This window comes from Desulfocurvus sp. (assembly GCF_023230885.1).
In the GTDB taxonomy this organism is placed as follows: Bacteria; Desulfobacterota; Desulfovibrionia; order Desulfovibrionales; family Desulfovibrionaceae; genus Desulfocurvus.
Genome location: NZ_JALNWM010000049.1, coordinates 1 through 17,491, shown reverse-complemented (window position 1 = coordinate 17,491; position 17,491 = coordinate 1). Strand labels below are relative to the sequence as shown.

The 17,491-nt window shown below is 74.6% G+C and carries 19 protein-coding genes, 1 tRNA gene and 1 pseudogene; 18 read left to right on the top strand and 3 right to left on the bottom strand.

Features of this window, described 5'->3' with window-relative positions; genetic code table 11:
- From M0P34_RS05405 to M0P34_RS05340, 14 genes and pseudogenes are all read left to right on the top strand, one after another.
- Positions 1 to 834, top strand: a pseudogene (locus tag M0P34_RS05405) (hypothetical protein); the annotation flags it as partial.
- The gene (locus tag M0P34_RS05400) at positions 834 to 1,421 is read left to right on the top strand and encodes a hypothetical protein (protein WP_291497177.1); all 588 of its coding nucleotides are present in this window, start codon (positions 834 to 836) and stop codon (positions 1,419 to 1,421) included. The pseudogene M0P34_RS05405 and the gene M0P34_RS05400, both read left to right, overlap by 1 nt.
- A gap of 3 nt (positions 1,422 to 1,424) precedes the next feature.
- A complete protein-coding gene (locus tag M0P34_RS05395; RefSeq protein WP_291497175.1) occupies positions 1,425 to 1,658 on the top strand; it encodes a hypothetical protein in 234 nt (77 codons plus the stop codon).
- Positions 1,659 to 1,660: 2 nt separating this feature from the next.
- A complete protein-coding gene (locus M0P34_RS05390) occupies positions 1,661 to 3,361 on the top strand; it encodes a portal protein (protein ID WP_291497173.1) in 1,701 nt (566 codons plus the stop codon).
- 14 nt (positions 3,362 to 3,375) lie between these two features.
- Positions 3,376 to 3,597: a hypothetical protein gene (locus M0P34_RS05385; protein WP_291497171.1), complete on the top strand. Its 222-nt coding sequence runs from the start codon at positions 3,376 to 3,378 to the stop codon at positions 3,595 to 3,597.
- A gap of 7 nt (positions 3,598 to 3,604) precedes the next feature.
- Positions 3,605 to 4,408 carry a hypothetical protein gene (locus tag M0P34_RS05380; protein WP_291497169.1) on the top strand — a complete coding sequence of 268 codons (804 nt, stop codon included), beginning with the start codon at positions 3,605 to 3,607 and terminating at the stop codon, positions 4,406 to 4,408.
- A gap of 3 nt (positions 4,409 to 4,411) precedes the next feature.
- The gene (locus M0P34_RS05375) at positions 4,412 to 5,323 is read left to right on the top strand and encodes a major capsid protein (RefSeq protein WP_291497167.1); all 912 of its coding nucleotides are present in this window, start codon (positions 4,412 to 4,414) and stop codon (positions 5,321 to 5,323) included.
- A gap of 13 nt (positions 5,324 to 5,336) precedes the next feature.
- Positions 5,337 to 5,729 carry a hypothetical protein gene (locus M0P34_RS05370; protein ID WP_291497165.1) on the top strand — a complete coding sequence of 131 codons (393 nt, stop codon included), beginning with the start codon at positions 5,337 to 5,339 and terminating at the stop codon, positions 5,727 to 5,729.
- A 130-nt stretch (positions 5,730 to 5,859) separates the two neighbouring features.
- The gene (locus M0P34_RS05365) at positions 5,860 to 6,183 is read left to right on the top strand and encodes a hypothetical protein (RefSeq protein WP_291497163.1); all 324 of its coding nucleotides are present in this window, start codon (positions 5,860 to 5,862) and stop codon (positions 6,181 to 6,183) included.
- A 3-nt stretch (positions 6,184 to 6,186) separates the two neighbouring features.
- Entirely contained in the window at positions 6,187 to 6,738 is a 552-nt protein-coding gene (locus M0P34_RS05360) for a hypothetical protein (RefSeq protein WP_291497161.1), read from the top strand.
- Between the two features lie 3 nt (positions 6,739 to 6,741).
- Positions 6,742 to 9,288, top strand: a complete 2,547-nt coding sequence (locus M0P34_RS05355) for a hypothetical protein (protein WP_291497159.1) — start codon at positions 6,742 to 6,744, stop codon at positions 9,286 to 9,288.
- Between the two features lie 2 nt (positions 9,289 to 9,290).
- The gene (locus M0P34_RS05350) at positions 9,291 to 9,737 is read left to right on the top strand and encodes a hypothetical protein (protein ID WP_291497157.1); all 447 of its coding nucleotides are present in this window, start codon (positions 9,291 to 9,293) and stop codon (positions 9,735 to 9,737) included.
- Positions 9,737 to 10,237, top strand: a complete 501-nt coding sequence (locus M0P34_RS05345; RefSeq protein WP_291497155.1) for a hypothetical protein — start codon at positions 9,737 to 9,739, stop codon at positions 10,235 to 10,237. Before M0P34_RS05350 ends, M0P34_RS05345 begins: the two co-directional genes overlap by 1 nt.
- Positions 10,238 to 10,367: 130 nt before the next feature.
- Positions 10,368 to 10,967 carry a MarC family protein gene (locus M0P34_RS05340; RefSeq protein ID WP_291497153.1) on the top strand — a complete coding sequence of 200 codons (600 nt, stop codon included), beginning with the start codon at positions 10,368 to 10,370 and terminating at the stop codon, positions 10,965 to 10,967.
- Here M0P34_RS05340 and M0P34_RS05335 read toward each other — a convergent pair.
- Entirely contained in the window at positions 10,964 to 11,539 is a 576-nt protein-coding gene (locus M0P34_RS05335; RefSeq protein ID WP_291497151.1) for a flavodoxin family protein, read from the bottom strand. The genes M0P34_RS05340 and M0P34_RS05335 overlap by 4 nt on opposite strands.
- A gap of 194 nt (positions 11,540 to 11,733) precedes the next feature.
- Between M0P34_RS05335 and M0P34_RS05330 the strand changes: the two genes are divergently transcribed.
- Together M0P34_RS05330 and M0P34_RS05325 are read left to right on the top strand one after the other, a co-directional pair.
- Complete coding sequence (locus M0P34_RS05330) at positions 11,734 to 12,432, top strand: ABC transporter ATP-binding protein (protein WP_291497149.1); 699 nt, start codon at positions 11,734 to 11,736, stop codon at positions 12,430 to 12,432.
- Entirely contained in the window at positions 12,429 to 14,972 is a 2,544-nt protein-coding gene (locus M0P34_RS05325) for an FtsX-like permease family protein (protein WP_291497147.1), read from the top strand. Before M0P34_RS05330 ends, M0P34_RS05325 begins: the two co-directional genes overlap by 4 nt.
- A gap of 95 nt (positions 14,973 to 15,067) precedes the next feature.
- Here the strand turns inward: M0P34_RS05325 and M0P34_RS05320 are convergent, their stop codons facing one another.
- Together M0P34_RS05320 and M0P34_RS05315 are read right to left on the bottom strand one after the other, a co-directional pair.
- Positions 15,068 to 15,643: an arylesterase gene (locus M0P34_RS05320; RefSeq protein WP_291497145.1), complete on the bottom strand. Its 576-nt coding sequence runs from the start codon at positions 15,641 to 15,643 to the stop codon at positions 15,068 to 15,070.
- 148 nt (positions 15,644 to 15,791) lie between these two features.
- Positions 15,792 to 16,220, bottom strand: coding sequence for a peptidylprolyl isomerase (locus M0P34_RS05315; protein WP_291497143.1), 429 nt, complete (start codon positions 16,218 to 16,220; stop codon positions 15,792 to 15,794).
- Between the two features lie 589 nt (positions 16,221 to 16,809).
- Here M0P34_RS05315 and M0P34_RS05310 point away from each other — a divergent pair.
- Both M0P34_RS05310 and sugE read left to right on the top strand, forming a co-directional pair.
- Positions 16,810 to 16,899 (top strand) — tRNA-Ser (locus tag M0P34_RS05310).
- A 252-nt stretch (positions 16,900 to 17,151) separates the two neighbouring features.
- Positions 17,152 to 17,472, top strand: a complete 321-nt coding sequence (gene sugE / locus M0P34_RS05305) for a quaternary ammonium compound efflux SMR transporter SugE (RefSeq protein WP_291497139.1) — start codon at positions 17,152 to 17,154, stop codon at positions 17,470 to 17,472.
- Positions 17,473 to 17,491: the final 19 nt, after the last annotated feature.

The window sequence follows — 17,491 nt, the reverse complement described above, 5'->3', positions numbered from 1 at the left end:
GACTTCGCCCCCGACGAGCAGGAGGCCGAATACATGGCCCTGCACGGCCTGACCCCGGGCCAGGTGGCCTGGCGCCGGGCCAAGATCGCCGAGCTCAAGGACGAGCGGCTCTTCCGCCAGGAATATCCGGCCACGCCCGCCGAGGCATTCCAGACAACGGGCCTGGACCCGTTCATCGATCCGCTGCTGGTCCTGCGCGCGCGCCGGGCCGCCGAGAGCGGACACGGCCCGGTGGTGGCGGGGGTGGACCCCGCGCGGTTTGGCGACGACGCCACGGCGGCCGTCTTCCGCCAGGGCCGCAAGGCCTTCGGCCTGCGCTCCTGGCGCGGCTGCGACACCATGCAGGTGGCCGGGCTGTGCCGGCGGATGCTGGAGTCCGAAAGCCCGCGCGTGGAGAGGCTGTTCGTGGACGTGGGCGGCCTGGGCGCCGGGGTGGTGGACCGCCTGCGCGAGATGGGCTTCGAGCGCCGGGTGACCCCGGTGAACTTCGGCGCGCGGCCCCTGCGCCCCGAGCGATACCGCAACAAGCGCGCCGAGATGTGGGGCCTGTTGCGCGACTGGCTGGCCGACGAGCCCCAGGCCGACCTGCCCGACGACGACGCGCTGCACGCCGACCTCACCGCGCCGTCCTACAGCTGGGACAGCGCCTCGCGCCTGGTGCTCGAGCCCAAGGAGCAGATGCGCGCCCGGGGCCTGCGCAGCCCGGACCTGGCCGATGCCCTGGCCCTGACCTTCGCCGCGCCCGTGCGCGGGGCCGCCCCGGCCCAGCGCTACGCCGACGGCGCCAACCGCAGCTTCGGCCCCCGGCCCGGTGCCGGGGCCCTGGAGGACTGATGCGCCACGCACCGCAGCCCGTTTCGTCCCCGCGCGCCCGCCGCGCCCGGCCCCGCGCCGTCCCAGCCCTGGGGGTGCTGGACATCCGCGCCCACCCCGGCGGGCTGGACGCCATCGACCTGGAGGCCCTGTGGGAGCGCCTGGAGGACGACGGCCTCGCGCGCCACGTCTTCTTCGACGGCGCGGTGACCGACGCCCGGGGTTTCGTCGCCTTCGCCGGGGAGCCCGGACGGGCCTTCTATGCCGTCTACGCCGACGGCGACCCGGCGGCCCTGTTCTGGCTCGACGGCCGCTGCGGGCGCTCGGCGCGCATCCATTTCGCCGTGCTGCGCGACTATTTCGGCAGCCCGGCGCGGATCATCGGCTTCTACGTCACCGACTGGCTGCTGTCCGTGGCCGGGTCCGACGGACGGCCGCTCATCGAGGTGCTGGTGGGCGTGACCCCGCGCACCAACGGGGCGGCCCTGGGCCTGGTGCGCGACCTGGGCTTCACCGTGCTGGGGACAGTCCCCCACGGCGCGCCCCTGGCCGGAGGCCGCAGCGTGGGCGCGGTGGTTTCCTATCTGACCCGCAACAAGGAGGAATGAGCAATGGGTGGATCGTCGATCTTCGGCGGGGGCGGCGGGGGCAAGGGTTCGGTGCAGGCGCCGCCGCCCGCGCCCGTGCCCCAGCCCGAGGACACGGGCGGCGAGGACGCCGCGCGGATGCAGGAGGCCCGGCGCCGCGAGGCCGAGCGGCTGCGCCGCCTGGCCGGGGCCACGGTGGCCACCACCGGGGACGGGGTGCTCGGATCGGCCCGAGTGGGCCGCAAAACGCTGGGGTAGCCATGCACGAACACGACACGCATCACGCCGCGCCCGCGGCGCGGCAGGCCGGGGCCGGGCCCGACGCCCCCGGGGCGCGCGGCACCGACGCCCGCGAGCTGGCCCGCGCCACGCGCCAGCGCTTCGAGGAGCTGCAACGGGCCCGCCAGCCCTTCGACTCCATCTGGGAGGAGGTGGCCGAGCACATGGGCCCGGCCTATGCGGGGTTTTCCGGCGAGCCCGGGCACCCCCGGCGGCGCCGCGAAGACCTGGTGGACTCCACCGCCAGGCGCGCGGCCAACATCTTCGCCGCCGGGATGCTGGCCGGGGCGTCCTCGCCGTCCCAGCGCTGGTTCGCCCTGGGCCTGGAAGACCGCGACCTGGCGGCCAGCCCCCGGGTGCGCGCCTGGCTCCAGGAGGCCGAGGACCGCCTCTACGCCGCCCTGGAGCGCTGCGGATACTACCCGCAGCAGGTGCTGGGCTACCACCAGTCCGGGTTGTTCGGCTGGCAGTGCCTCTTCGTGGACGAGGACCCGGCCGTGCCCGACGCGGGCATCCGCTTCCGGGCCCTGCCCCTGCACGAGGTCTACATCGACGAGAACCACCTGGGCGAGGTGGATACCGTGCTGCGCCGCTTCCGGCTCACGCCGCGCCAGGCCGCGGCCCGCTGGGGCGAGGAGCGGCTGTCCCCGGCGCTGCGGCGCGCCCTGGGGCCCGGGCGCGGCGCGGGCCGCCCCGTGGAGTTCCTGCACGCCGTGACCCCCGTCCGGAGCGGGGGCGGCGCCCGGCGCCCGGGGCTGGCCTGGCGCTCGGTCTACATGGAGCTGGGGGACGGGCACGTCCTGTCCGTGGGCGGCTACGCCGAGCTGCCCTATGTGGTCGCCCGGGCCCACCGCCTGCCGGGCACGGCCTACAGCTACAGCCCCGGAACCGAGGCCCTGGCCGACGCCAAGATGATCAACGAGATGAAGCGGCTGATCCTGGAGGCCGGGCAGCTGGCCGTGGCGCCGCCCTACCTTGTGCCCGACGACGGCTTTGTGGGCCGCTTCAGCTTCGAGCCCCGGGCCATGAACTACTACCGCCGCGCCGAGGGCAACAGCCTGGCGGACTTCGGGCCCCTGTCCGTGGGCGGCGACCCGCGCTTCTCCCTGGAGATGCTCGCCGCCACCAGGCAGGACATCAACGAGGCCTTCTTCGTGGACCTGTTCCTGGCCGTGAGCCAGCGCGTGCGCAACGGCGGCACGCCCACGGCCCTGGAGGTGGCCGAGCTGGCCTCCGAGCGCATGTTCCTGCTCGGGCCGCTGCTGGTCAACCAGCAGCGCGAGAACTTCCAGCGCCTGTTCGACCGCCTGTTCCGGCTCATGTCGCGGCGCGGGGAGCTGCCGCCCGCGCCGCCCGAGGCCGCCGGGCACGGGCTGCGCGTGGACTATGTGAGCCCGCTCATGCTGGCCCAGCGCGAGTCCCAGGCGCGCTCGGTGCTGCGCACCTACGCGGAGATCGCGCCCATCGTGGCCGTGGCGCCCCAGGTTCTCGACCTGTTCCGCCACGACGAGAACGTGCGCCGGGTCATGGAGCAGCGCGGCTTCCCGCAGACCGGCGTGCGCCCTGCGGCCGAGGTGGAGGCCCTGCGCCAGGGGCGCGAGCTGGAGGCCCTGGCCCGGGGCCTGGGCGCCGCGGGGATTCCGGGCGCGGGCCCCGCCCCCGGGGCCGGGGAGGCGGGCTGATGGAGCCGCAAGCCATGAGCGAACGCGAGCTGCACGGGCACATCCACGCGGCCCTGGCCACGCCATCGGGGCGCGTGCTGCGCGAGTTCCTGCGCACGCACTGCTTCATGCGCCCGGCCCCGGCCCCCGGGCCCTGGCGCGGGGGCGAGCAGGTGGAGTTCCGCTACGGCCGGATGACCCTGTTCCAGTTGGTGGAATATTTCGAAAACCCTGAGAATTTCAAAGTAAAGGAGTAGAGGGACCATGACGCAGGAAGCCTCGATTGCCCCCGCTGACGGACACGGCGCGCAGACACCTTCCCCGACTGCTCGACACTGGCTGGAGGAGGCCATTCCCGACACCGAAACATGGGACCTGGACGGCCGGACGGTGCCCCTGTCGGCGCATCCCGCCCTGCGCAAGTACGCCGGGGTGCGCGACATGGCCCGGGCCCTGGCCAGCGCCCAGGCGCTCATCGGGCGCAAGACCGTTGGCCTTGCGCCCCTGCCCGGGGACGCCAGCGACGACGACCGCGCCCGGTTCGACGCCGAGCTGCGGCGCCTGACGGGCGTGCCCGCCGGGCCCGAGGGCTACGACATCGCCCTGCCCGAGGGCCAGCAGGCCGACGCCCGGCTCATGGGCTGGTTCCGTGCGGCGGCCCACGAGCTGGGCCTGTCGCCCGGCCAGGCCCAGGGCCTTTCGGACCGCTACAACGAGCTGGCCGCGCGCACGGCGCGCGAGTTCGAGGCCCAGCGCGGGCAGCGGCGGGCCGAGACCCTGGGCGTGCTGGAGCAGCTGTGGGGCGAGGACGCCCGGGGCAACACGGAGATCGCCCGGCGGGGCTTCGAGGCCGTGGCCGGCCGCGCGGGGCTCGACCCCGCCGAGACCCGGCGCATCCTCGACGCCCACGGCGACGACCCGGTTCTGGTCCGCCTGTTTCACGAGATCGGGAAGGCCAACCAGGAGGACGGCTTCGTCGGGGGGATCGGTGGTCCCGCACCCCGCGGCCAGGCCATGACTCCCGAACGCTTCTTCGCCGAAGTCGTCTTCGGCGGCAAAGGAGAATAGCAGATGAGCACCGCTTCGACCCTGCGCGACCTGAGCGCCCGCTTCGCCACCCGCCAGCCCGACCAGGTCGACTGGCTGACCGAGGAAACCCCCGTGCTGGACGTGATCCCCTTCGAGGAGGCCTCCCACGCCCTGTGGAACGTCTACGACGAGGTCTCCGACGTGACCGGCGGCGGCTTCGTGGACATGGACGCGCCCCTGGGCACCATCGACGTGGGCACCCGGCTGAAGAAGGTCGACCTGTCCATCCTCGGGGCCAGGATGTTCCTGCCCGAGGACAAGGCCAAGGCCATGGGCGGGCGCGACGCCTACTTCGCCAAGAAGCTGCCCAAGGCCCTGCGCAAGCTCGGCGTGGACGCCGAAAAGGCCATCGTCTACGGCAACCTGCGCAAGTACGCCCAGGACGCCGGGCGGCTCATGGACGCCGGGGGCGTCGGCGACCAGGGCTACAGCCTGCTGGCCGTGCGCTTCGTGCCCGGCGAGACCACGGGCCTGTATTCCAGCAACACCTTCCGCCAGGGCGGCATCCTCGACGTGCGCCCCGTCGGCGGCGGCACGCTCTACGAGGACGAGCGCGGCGTGCTGGGCTACGGCGTGCGCCTCAAGGGCTACTTCGGCATCCAGATCGCCAACCCCCGGACCGTGGCGGCCCTGGTGAACATCACCCCCGCCACCCCGCCCACGGCCATGCAGGTGGACAACCTGCTCGACATGGTCCGCGGCGGGGCGGGCACCTTCCTGTTCTGCCACCGCAAGGTCATGAGCATCCTGGCCGAGGCGGGCAAGGGCGCCGCCTTCCAGATGACCGCCTCCGAGCGCAACGTGGACCGGCGCATCGCCGAATGGAACGGCGTGCCCATCGTCACCAGCTACAACTTCGCCGACGCCACCGAGGCGACGGTCGCCTTCAACTAGGAGGACGCGCAGCATGTACGACCACATCCTCAAGGTCCACGACGAGTATCTGGCCAAGGCCCAGCCCCTGCCCCAGAACGCCAGCGCCCCGGGCAACGGCCGCGTGCTGTGCTTTGCCGGGGCCCTGGGCTCCCAGGAGGTGGTGGCCCAGGCCGACACCGACCTGGCCCTGGCCGCCGGGGCCAGCCTGGGCGTGACCCTGGAGCAGCGCGACGCGGGCGGCGCCTGGGAGCCCCTGGGCACCGTGTGCGCCCTGGCCGGGCCCCTGGCCCTGGCGGCCGGGGCCGTGCTTGGCCGCTTCATCCCGCCCAGCGACACCCGCGCCGAGACCCGCGCCGTGCTGGCCAGCACCGACCCCGCCGCCCAGGGCAGCCTGTCGGTGTATCCGCACTACCTGGCGCGCTAGCCGACGGCCGCCGCCGTCCGGGCGGGGAGGGGCCGCGCGCGCCTTCCCGCCCCCCGGCCGGTCGCGACCAACGGACACCCGCGGCGGGGCCCCGGCCCCGCCGCGCAAAACCCCGAGCAAGGAGAATACCATGCAGACCCCGACCATCATGGAACAGCGGCACAAGGGCATCGTCGTGACCCTGGACGCCCAGACCCTGCCCGCCCTGGGCCTGGCCCAGGCCCCCGAGCCCGGCGCGGCCTTCACCCTCGTCGGCGAGGCCCGCGCCCGCGACGCCTATCCCGGCGACCAGCAGGGCCCGGCCCAGGTGAGCTTCGAGCTGTATCCCGAGCGCCTGGAGCCGCGCGCGGCCCAGGGGGCGCCCGCGATCCAGGCTCCGGCCCCCGGCGGGGCGGACGGCGGCCAGAAGCGGCGCGAGGCCTTCTTCCGCAGCCTCTTCCAGGGGGACGACTAGACCATGAGCGTGGAGATCCTCTCCGGGGCGCTCATCGAGCTGGGCGAGGACCGCATCGCCTCGGCGGACCAGGACACCGAGCGCGCCCGGCTGGCCCGGGCGGTGTACGAGGTGGAGCGCGACGCCATGCTGGAGGAGCACCCCTGGAAGTTCGCCATCCGCCGCGTGGACCTGGCCCGGCTGGCCGAGGCCCCGGCCTTCGGCTACGGCCGGGCCTTCCGCCTGCCCGCCGACTGCCTGCACGTCATCGGCTGCGAGCCCGAGGTGTCCTACGCCATCGAGGGCGGGGCCCTGCTGTGCGACCTGGAGGCCGTGGCCGTGCGCTATGTGCGCCGGGTGGAGAACCCGGCCGAGATGCCGCCGACCTTCCGCGTGGCGCTGGCCGCGCGGGTGGCCGCGCGCCTGGCGCGCAAGATCACCGGCTCCAGCGCCGAGAAGGAGCGCCTGGAGGCCCTGTACCGCGAGCGCCTGCGCACGGCCAAGGGCCGCGACGCCCGGGGCGGCGGCACCCCCGAAGCCAACCGGCCCGACCTGCTGCAACGGGCCAGGAGGTAGACCATGAGCGTTTCCGCATCGCCGATCATCAACGCCTTCACGGGCGGCGAGCTGTCGCCGCACCTGGACGGGCGCACGGACCACGAGAAGTACTACACCGGCTGCCGCAGGCTGGAGAACTTCATCCCCAGGCCCCACGGCAGCGTCTGCAAGCGGTCGGGAACGCGCTTCATCGCCCTGGCCGGGGCCCAGGGCTCGGCGGCGCGTCTGGTGTCCTTCGACTTCAACGGCACCCAGAGCCAGAGCTATGTCATCGAGATGGGCGACGGCTTCCTGCGCTTCTTCACCGGCGGGGGCGTCGTGCTCAAGTCCGCCGCCCCCGCCTGGGAGGCGGGGGCGGCATACGGCCCGGGAGACTACGCGGGCCGCTCCGGGGTCGTGTATCGCTGCCTCGCGGCCCACGACGCCGTGCCGGACAACGAGCCCGGCGCGGGCGCCTGGGCCGGGCTCTGGACCGCCGATCCGGTCTACCGCATCCAGAGCCCCTGGGGCGCCGCGGCCGTCTGGGGCGTTGATCACGTCCAGAGCTGCGACGTGCTCTACCTTGTCCATCCCGACACGGCCCCGCGCAAGCTCGTGCGCCGGGCCCACGACGACTGGAGCCTGGAGGAGCTGGACTACCGCATGCCCGGCCACGACCTGGCCGCCACGGCGCCGGGGGGCACGGGGCCGGTCTGCGCCGAGGCGGGCGCGGCGCGGCTGGCCCTGCCCGCCGGGCGGACCTTCGAGGTCGCCACCATCGTCCGCGCCCTGGACCCCCAGGGCGCCCCGGGCTGGTACATGTACAAGGGCCCGGGGGTCTACCTGGCCGAGGGCGCGGGCCTGGAGCTGGCCTTCGCGGCCTCGCCGGTCCACGCCCGCGACCAGATCGAGTCCATGTACGCGGGCGGGGAGCTGCGGGGCGAATTCTGGAAGCTCCTGGAGCGCGCGGATTCCATGCCCGAGGCCTTCGGCCCCGGGGAGCAGGGCGGGGCGCCCCGGTGGCCCTCCGTGGTCGGGCTCTACGAGGACCGCCTCGTGCTGGGCGCCACCCGGGCCAGGCCGCTGACCCTGTGGATGTCGCGCACCGGCGCCCACGAGGACTTCCGCATGAACACGGCGGCCTTCGTGGACGGCGTGCAGGACAGGCCCCTGGACGACGACGCCATCGAGATCACCCTGTCCGGCTCGCGGGTCAATCCCATCCGCTGGATCGCCGACCAGGAGGAGCTGCTTGTGGGCACCAATGCGGGCGAGCTGAAGGTCTGGTCCGGCCTGGAGGGCGAGGGCATGACCCCGGCCAAGGTCCAGCGCAAGCGCCAGAGCTCCCACGGCAGCGCGGCGGTGCGGCCCGAGCCGGTGTCCGGGGCGGTGCTCTTCGTCTCGCGCAGCGGGCGCAAGGTGCGCGAAATGGCCTACGATATCGCCAGCTACAGGTATGCCTCGCCGGAGCTGACCCTGCTGGCCGAACACATCACCGGCCCGGGCATCCGCGACATGGCCTTCGCCCGCGAGCCCGACGGGGTGCTGTGGGCCGTGCGCCACGACGGGGTGCTGGCGGCCTGCACCTACCTGCGCGAGCAGGGCGTGGTGGCCTGGCACCGCCATCTGCTGGGCGGGGACGGCCGCTGCGAGAGCGTGGCCACCGTGCCGGGCCCCTGGGGCGACGAGGTCTGGATGCTCGTGCGCCGCACGGCCGGGGACGGCGCCACGCTGCGCACCGTGGAGCGGCTGGATCCCGTCTTCGACGCCGGGGAGCGCGCGGGCGGCCCGGCCCCCCGCGCCCGGGACGCCGCCGGGGGCTTCTTCATGGACTGCGGCCTGTCCAACTGCGCGCGGGTGGAGGCCGTGGAGACCCTCGCGGACACGGGGCGGGTGCGCGTGTGCGCCCCGGGGCTTTGCGCTCGCGACGGCGACCAGGTGCTCCTGGAGGGCCTGGCCGGACTGGATGCCTTGTGCGGCGTGCCCCTGACCGTGGGCGGGGCCGAGCCGGACGCGGGCAGCTTCCTGCTCCTGGCCGACGGGGCCTGGGTGGACGGCGCGGGCCTGCCCGTCCACCAGGGCGGGGGCCTCTGCTGGCGGCGGCTGCCCGCCGGGCCCCTGACCGGGCTGGATCACCTGGAGGGCCGCGAGGTGTCCGTGCTCCTGGACGGCGCGCTGCAGGAGCCCCGGCGCGTGCAGGGCGGGGCCGTGGCCCTGCCCCGGGCGGCCTGGAAGGTCCACGCCGGCCTGCCCTACAGCGCCGTGCTCCAGCCCATGCGCCTGGAGGTGGGCGGCGCGGCGGGCACCTCGCAGACCCGGCGCAAGCGGATCATGGGCGTCACCGTGCGCCTGCGCCAGACCGTGGGCGGGCGCGTGTGCCCGGGCGACGACGTGGCCGACAAGTACGAGCGCCTGCTGCCCCACGCCGCGCCCGTGCGCGCGGGCACGGCCCCGCCGCTGCTGGACGGCGACCGCGAGGTGCGCCTGGCCAGCGGCTATGACCGCGACGGCCTGTTCACCATCCGCCAGGACGATCCGCTGCCCATGACCGTGGTCTGCTGCGTGCCGCAGGTGCAGGGGGAGGGCTGAGCATGCGCGTGATCCCCTTCGAGGTGGCCCATGTGCGGCGCCTGGAGCTGCGCCCGGCCGACCGTCTCGGCTTTGCCGCGCGCGGCGGCCGCCGGGGGCTTCTGGCCCTGGCGGCCATGTACCGCGCAAGCGGCCCGTGCTGGACGCTCCTGCACGCGGGGGCGGTGGTGGCCTGCGGCGGGGTGGGCATACAGCCCGGGGCCACGGGCAACGCCTGGGCCCTGACCAGCGCCCTGGTGGAGGCCCACCCCGTGGCCTGTGCCCGCCTGGCCCGGCGCTGCCTGGAGGCCGCCGAAAGCGGGCTGGGCCTGACGCGCATCCAGACCACGGTGCACGTCCGGCATTCCGCGCGGGCCAAATGGTTCGGGTTCCTTGGTTTCGAGCGCGAGGCCCTGCTGCGCAGGCTCGTGGGCGACGACAACTACTATCTCTACGCGAGGGTACGCTGATGGGTGCTGATCCTGTTACCGCCGGGCTTCTGGGGCTGGGTATCGTCAACACCGTCATGGGCGGCGTGGCCCAGGGGCGCCAGGCCCAGGCCCAGGCCCGGGCCGCCGGGCGCCAGGCCGAGGTCGCCCGGGCCGAGGCCGCGCGCCAGGCCGGTGAAATAAAGCGCCAGGCCGCGCGGGACCGGGAGCGCGCCGGGGCGGAGCTGCGCCGCCGGCTGGCGGCGGCGCGGGTGGGGGCCGTGGGCGCGGGCATCGACGCCGGGTCCGGCTCGGCGCTGGAGGTGCTGGCGGGCACGGCGGGCCTGGGCGCCCTGGACCTGGCGGCCATCGAGCGCGAGGGCGGGCTGCGCGCGGCCCAGGCGCTGCAACGCGGCCGCGAGGCGGCCTACGGCTATTCCGGCTCGGCGGCGGCGGCCCGGGCGCGGGGCTCCGACGCCCTGCTGCGCACGGGCCTGACCCTGGGCGGCACGGTGCTCGGCCAGGGCGCGCGCGTCTGGTGACGGGTCCTGCCGACGCGGTGGTTGACGGGCGCCTCAAGGCCCGTTACAGGCAGCCCCCTGCGTGGTATGATCGCGGGCGCGGTGGGGCTCCCCCCGCCGCGCCCGCGCCACGCCAAAACCGGAGGCCGCCGTGCACCTGTTCCTTAGCGTGTTCATCAAGTTCTTCTTTTTGCTGACGCCTTTCTTCGTCCTGACCATGTTCCTGGCGCTGACCAAGGGCATGGACCCGCGCGGGCGGCGGCTGACCGCCCTGCGCGTGACCCTGGCCGTGGCCGTGGTCACGCTGGTGCTGTTCCATTTCGGGAACCTGATCTTCGAGGTCTTCGGCATCACGGTGGACAGCTTCCGCATCGGGGCGGGGGTGCTGCTGTTCCTGTCGGCGGTGTCCCTGGTGCGCGGCCGGGCCGGGGACGAGGCGGGCCAGAGCGAGGGCGACATCAGCGTTGTGCCCCTGGCCATTCCCATCGCCGTGGGCCCGGCCACCACGGGCGCGCTGCTGGTCATGGGCGCGGCCATGCCCGCCCAGGACCGGCTGGTGGGCAGCGGGGCGCTCATGGCCGCCGTGGCCTGCCTGGGGATCGTGCTGGTGCTCTCGGCCCATGTGCGCCGTCTGCTGGGGCGCCTGGGCATCGAGGTGCTGACCAAGCTCACCGGGCTGATCCTCTCGGCCCTGGCGGCCCAGATAATCTTCACCGGCGTGCGCAATTTCCTGGGGCTGGGCGGGAGCTAGCCGCGCAGGCGCTCCAGGGCCCAGGCCATGTTGCGGCCCAGGGTCTGCATGGTCTGGAGGCCCTCGGTGTCGTCGTCCACGTCGCCCCGGTTCAGGCCGATGCCCATGTTCCAGTAGCTCGACCCGACCACCACCATCTGGCCGATGAGGAAAAAGGCGTTCAGGGCGTTGAAGACCTGGATGGCCCCGCCCCGGCGCACGGCCACCACCGCGGCGCCCACCTTGCGCGCGAACATGTCGCCGTTGGCCTTGGCCACCATGCCCGCGCGGTCGATGAGCGCCTTCATCTCGGCGGAAACGTTGGCGAAGTAGGTGGGTGATGCCAGGATTATGCCGTCGGCCCCGAGCATTTTCTCCACGCAGTCGTTCACGAAGTCCACGTCCACGGCGCAGCGCTTGTCCTGGTTGGTGAAGCATTTGAGGCAGGCCACGCAGCCGCGCAGGGGGTGCCCGGCCAGGGAGACGCTTTCGGTCTCGACGCCCCGGGCGGCCAGTTCCCGCAGGGCGTGGTCGACGAGGTGCTGGGTGTTGCCCTTGCGGCGGGCGCTGCCGTTGAATGCCACGACCTTCATGGGGACCTCCGGGAGGGACGGGGGTTTCGGGGGCGGCGCGGGAGGGGGCCGTTGGGCGCGGGCGCCAGAAACGGCTTTTCCCTGGCCTGGGCCTGGGGTATACACCAACTCACGGGATTTCGCCATGCGCGCGGCGGCGCCCGCGCCGGGGCCGGACGCGGCTTTCGTGGCGCCCGCAACAAAGGAGTGCGAACATGGCCGAACCGGCCAGGAACATGGTGGAACTTGTGGACGTGCGCCTGACGCTGACCGGCGGCGCGGGGCCCGTTGAGGTGCTGCGCGGGGTGGACCTGGCCGTGGAGGCCGGGCAGACCCTGAGCGTTGCCGGGCCCTCGGGCGCGGGCAAGACGACCATGCTCATGGTCATGGCCGGGCTGGAGCGGGCCTCCTCGGGGCGTGTGGTGGTCGACGGGCAGGACCTGCGCGCCCTGGACGAAGACGGGCTGGCGCGCTTCCGGCGCGGGGCGGTGGGGGTGGTTTTCCAGGCCTTCCACCTTGTGCCGACCATGACCGCCCTGGAGAACGTGGCCCTGCCCCTGGAGTTCGCCGGCAACCCCGACGCCTGGGACCGGGCCCGGGAGAGCCTGGCCGCCGTGGGCCTGGAGGCCCGCGCCGGGCACTATCCCGCCGAGCTGTCCGGCGGCGAGCAGCAGCGGGTGGCCATTGCCCGGGCCTTCGCCCCGGGCCCGCGCCTGCTGCTGGCCGACGAGCCCACGGGCAACCTGGACGAGGACACCGGCGCCCGGGTGGCCGATCTGCTTTTCGACCTGCGCGAGCGGCGCGGCGTGACCCTGGTGCTCATCACCCACGACATGGCCCTGGCCGGGCGCTGTTCCCGCACGGTGCACATGCACGGCGGCCGCCTGGGCCAGGGCCAGGGGCCGGGCGCATGACCCCTGCGGCGCAGCTGCGCCTGGTCCTGCGGCTGGCCCGGCGCGAGATGCGCGGCGGCGCGCGGGGGCTTGGCGTGTTCCTGGCCTGCCTGGCCCTGGGCGTGGCGGCCATCGCCGCCGTGGGCACCTTCGCCGCCGGAATCGGCGGCGGGCTGGCCTCCGAGGCCCGGGCCGTGCTGGGCGGGGACGTGCAGCTCATGCGCTCCCACGTTCCGGTGGACTCCGCCGTGGCCCGCGCCCTGGAGGCCCGGGGCGAGCTTTCGCGCCAGGTGGACATGCGGGTCATGGTCCGTCCGCGCAAGGGCGGGGGCTCGGCCCTGGCCGAGCTCAAGGCCGTGGACGGCGCCTACCCCCTCTACGGGCGCTTCAGCCTCATGGGCGGCTTCGGGCTGGCCCAGGCCCTGGCCGGGCGCGACGGCCTGCCGGGCGCCGTGGCCGAACAGGCGCTCCTGGAGCGCCTGGACCTGCTCCTGGGCGACGTGGTGCGCGTGGGCGGGGCCGAATTCGTACTCACGGGCATCATCCGCCAGGAGCCCGACCGCGTGGGCCAGTTCTGGGCCCTCGGGCCCCGGCTCATCGTCGGGCTGGAGGCCCTGGCCGCCTCGGGGGTGGTCCGCCCCGGCACCCTGGCCCGCTATGTGTACAACCTGCGCCTGCCCAAGGAGCACAGGGGCCCCGCCGAGGCCGACGCCCTGGCCGCCGAGCTGCTGGCCGCCCATCCCGACGGCGGGTTTCGCGTGCGCACCTTTCACAAGGCCGCCACGCGGCTGACCTGGCTCCTGGACGACGTGGCCCAGTACCTGACCCTGGTGGGCCTGGCCACGCTGCTTGTGGGCGGCATCGGCGTGGCCGGGGCGGTGCGCGCGTTCCTGGCCGGGCGCCAGCGGTCCATCGCCGTGATGAAGGCCCTGGGCGCCTCGCGGCGGCTGGTGAGCGGCATCTATTTCGTGCAGGTCATGGCCCTGGCCCTGGCGGGCAGCGCCGCCGGGGCCCTGGCCGGCTGGCTGGTGGTCTGGGCCGGGGCCGAGCCCCTGGCCCTGCGCCTGGGTGTGCCCGTGCTGCGGCACACGCCGCAGCTCCCGGCGCTGCTGGCGGTGGCCTACGGGCTGCTCACGGCCTTGGCTTTTTCGCTGTGGCCGCTGTCCGCCGCGGGGCTGACATCCCCCGCGCGGCTGTTCCGGGGCTACGCCGACACCGGGGACCGCCGCCCGGGCCGGGGCACCGTGGCTGCCTGCGCCCTGGCGGTCCTCGCGTTGACGGGGCTTTTGCTGGCCACCAGCGACGACCGGGGCGTGGCCCTGGGGTTCGCGGCGGGGGCCCTGGGCAGCGTGGCCGTGCTGCGGGCCTGGGCCGCCCTGGTGCGGCGTCTGGCCGCGCGCCTGCCGCGCCCGGCCGGGCCGCGCCTGCGCCAGGCCCTGGCGAACCTGCACCGCCCGGGCGCGGCAACGGCCAGCGTCGTCTTCTCCCTGGGCCTGGGGCTCACCGTGCTGGTGGCCGTGGCCCTGTCCGAGGGCAACATCCGCGACATCATCGCCCGCCAGACCCCGAGCACGGCGCCGTCGTTCTTCTTCATCGACATCCCGCGCGGGGCCATGCAGGCCCTGGAGCGCACGGCCCTGGCCGTTCCGGGAGTCTCGCGCGTGGAGAAGCAGCCCTCCATCCGGGGGCGCATCGTGGAGATCGCCGGGCGCGAGGCCGACGCGGTGGACGTGGACCCCGACGTGGCCTGGGCCCTGCGCTCGGACCGGGGGCTGACCTTCGCCGGGCCCATGCCCGGGGGCCTGGAGCTGACCCAGGGCCGCTGGTGGGCGCCGGATTACGCGGGGCCGCCGCTCATCTGCCTGGACGAGCGCGTCTGCCGCGGCTTCGGCATGACCGTGGGCGACACGCTGACGGTGAACGTGCTCGGGCGGCGCATCACGGGTACCGTGGCCTGCACCCGGCGCATCGACTGGACCTCCGGCGGCCTGAACCACACCATCATCTTCTCCCCCGGGGTGCTGGACGGCGCGCCCTACACCTGGATCGCCACGGCCTACGCCGACCGCGAGCACGAGGCGGCCCTGTTCCGCGCCGTGACCGGGGCCTTTCCCGAGGTGGTGGCCATCTCCATGCGCGAGGTGCTGGAGAACCTGGGGCGGCTGGTGGACGAGGTGGGGCTGGCCGTGGGCGCGGCGGCGGCCCTGGCCCTTGTGGCCGGGCTGCTGGTGCTGGCCGAGGCCCTGCGCGCCAACCTGCGCGCGCGCCACTACGACGCCGTGGTCTTCAAGGTGCTGGGGGCCACCCGGCGCGACATCATGGCCGCCCTGGTGCTGGAGTTCGCCATCCTGGGTGCGGCGGCGGCGGCCCTGGCGGCCCTGCTGGGCATGGCGGGCTCGTGGGCCTTCGTGGCCGGGGCGCTGAACCGCAGCTGGGTCTTCCTGCCCCTGCCCCTGGCGGCGATCACCGTCGGCGGGGTGGCTGCCACGGTCCTGCTGGGGCTGCTCGGCGTGCGCCGGGCCCTGCGCGGCAGCGCCTGGGGCGTACTGCGCAACGAGTAGGGCGCCCGCACGGGGCCCGGCGCGGCGGCGCAAAAACCGACGCCCCCGCGCGGCCTCGCGCACGGGGGCGTCGGTTTTTTCGTCGGGGCCGGCCGCTAGGGCCGGGCCGCCGCCAGGACCAGCTCGCGTACCCGGGGCAGCAGGGCCCGGGCGATGACCTCCACCCCGCGCTTGTTGGGGTGGATGCCGTCGTCCTGGTTCAGGGCCGGGTCCAGCGCCACGCCTTCCAGCAGGAAGGGATGCAGGGGCACCCCGTGGCGCCCGGCCACGCGGGGAAACACCGCGTCGAAGCGGGCGGCGTAGTCCGCTCCGTAGTTCTCCAGGGCGCGCATGCCGATGAGCAGCACGGGCACGCCCCGGGCCGCGAACAACTCCAGCATGGCGTCCAGGTTGGCCTCCATGCGTTGCGGGTCCTGGCCGCGCAGCCCGTCGTTGGCCCCCAGCTCCAGCCAGGCGCAGTCCGGGGGCTCCTCCAGCAGCCAGGGCAGCCGGGCCAGCCCGCCCGCCGTGGTGTCGCCGGACACGCCCGCGTTGACGACGCGCACGTCCAGGCCCTCCTGGCGCAGCAGGGCTTCGATCACGGCGGGCAGCGCGGCGGAGGCGGGCAGGCCGTAGCCCGCCGTGAGGCTGTCGCCCACGGCCAGGAGCGTCACGGGGCGGGGAAGGGACACGGGGGCCTCCTGATGGGCCGGGCGCGCGCCGCCTGGCTCCGCCGCGCGGGCGGCTCCCGGCGCCAGGGCCAGCGGGACCACGGCCAGGGCCAGAAGGGCCGCGCGGCGCAAGGCGCGCGCCGCGCGGATGCAAAGGGCGGTCACGGCCTCAGCCGATGGCCATCAGTTCGATCTCGAAGGTCAGGTCCTGGCCTGCCAGGGGGTGGTTGGCGTCCAGGGTCACGGTGCCCTCGTCCACGGCGGTGACGTTCAGGCGGAAGGGCTGGCCGTCGGGCCCCTGGGCCTCCAGGGCCATGCCCGGCGCGGGCTCCACGCCCTCGGGCAGCTCGGCGCGGTCCACCACATAGATCAGTTCCGCGTTGTGCTCGCCGTAGGCCTCGGCGCAGGGGATGGTGAATTTCTTGGACTGCCCGACGCTCATGCCCAGGGCGGCCTTCTCGAAGCCGGGGATCACCATGCCCGAGCCGAGGGTGAATTCCAGGGGCTCGCGCTGGCGCGATGTGTCGAACAGGGTGCCGTCGTCCAGGGTGCCGGTGTAGTGGATGCGCACGCTGTCGCCGTCTTTGGCTTGGGACATGGAATCTCCTGGGCTCCCGGAGTCTTCCGGGTGCCGGGGCCGGGGGGCGCCCGGGCTTGGGGGGGCCGGTATGGCCGGTGCGCGGGCGGCGCGCCGCCCGGCGTACATGAATCCGCCATTCGCAGCCTACAGGTTTTGCCCCTGGCGGGCAACCGGCGCCTGGGCGGACCGTCCGGCCCGCCGCCCTGCACGCCGCCCGGGCCGCCATCCTGCACAAGGCGGAACCCGCCCGCAGGCGCCGCCCGGGACGAGCCCGGCCCAAGGCGGCCCCGTCTCGAAACGGTTCCCCGGGCGGAATCCGGCCGGGACCGGACCTTGGATTGCGCCCGCCGGAGGCGCGGCGCTGGGCGGGGCCGCGGCCTGCGCCGTCCGGGCCTGCCCCCGGCGCGGCGCCTGGCCGGGGCCGGTTCCCCGCCCTGCGCCGTCCGGGTCCGCTTTGCCCGGAACGTCGTGGTGAAGCGCTTTTTCCCCCGCCCCGCGTCGTCCGGGCCGCCCCGGCGCGGCCCGCAGCGCCGGGCCCGGGGATCTTCCGGCCTCGCAAGGGGTTTCTTTACAACCCCGGCCCCCTTGCCTATGCTGTGCGCCCTGCGGAGGGGTGGCCGAGCGGTCGAAGGCGGCGGTCTTGAAAACCGCTGGCGGGGCAACCTGTCCGGGGGTTCGAATCCCTCCCCCTCCGCCACAGGCTTTCCCCCGGGGCCCTTGATGGAGAAGACCGTCGGGGCCCTCGGTTTTTGGTTTTGGGGCCCGTCGATGTCCCCTGGCGTCTGTTGGCATCCGCAACACGCCGGGGGCGTTTCGGGGGCCGCACTGCTTGCCCCCGGTGCGGGCGGCCGGTGGTTGCGGCCCGCGCCGGGCCCCCGCGAGGCCACGACCTCCCCCACTTCGGGTTGCACTGTCCGGGACGGCCCGGCTCTTCGGAACGGAGAACCGCATGTCCTGGTTCCTGCTTGTCTGCGCGGGCGTCCTTGAGGTCGTCTGGGCCTATTTCCTGAAGCAATCCCACGGATTCTCGCGCCTGGGCCCCTCGGCGGCGACCCTGGCGGCGATGGGCGTCAGTTTCTTCCTGCTGGCGCTGGCCATGCGTTCCCTGCCCCTGGGCACGGCCTATATGGTCTGGACGGGAATCGGCGCCGTGGGGGCGTTCGCGGTGGGCGTCCTGGTCCTGGGCGAACAGGCCGGGGGCCTGCGCCTGCTGGCGGCGGGGCTCATCGTCGCCGGGCTGGTGCTCATGAAGCTCGCCGACGGGCGCTAGCCGGGGCCGCCCCGGGGCG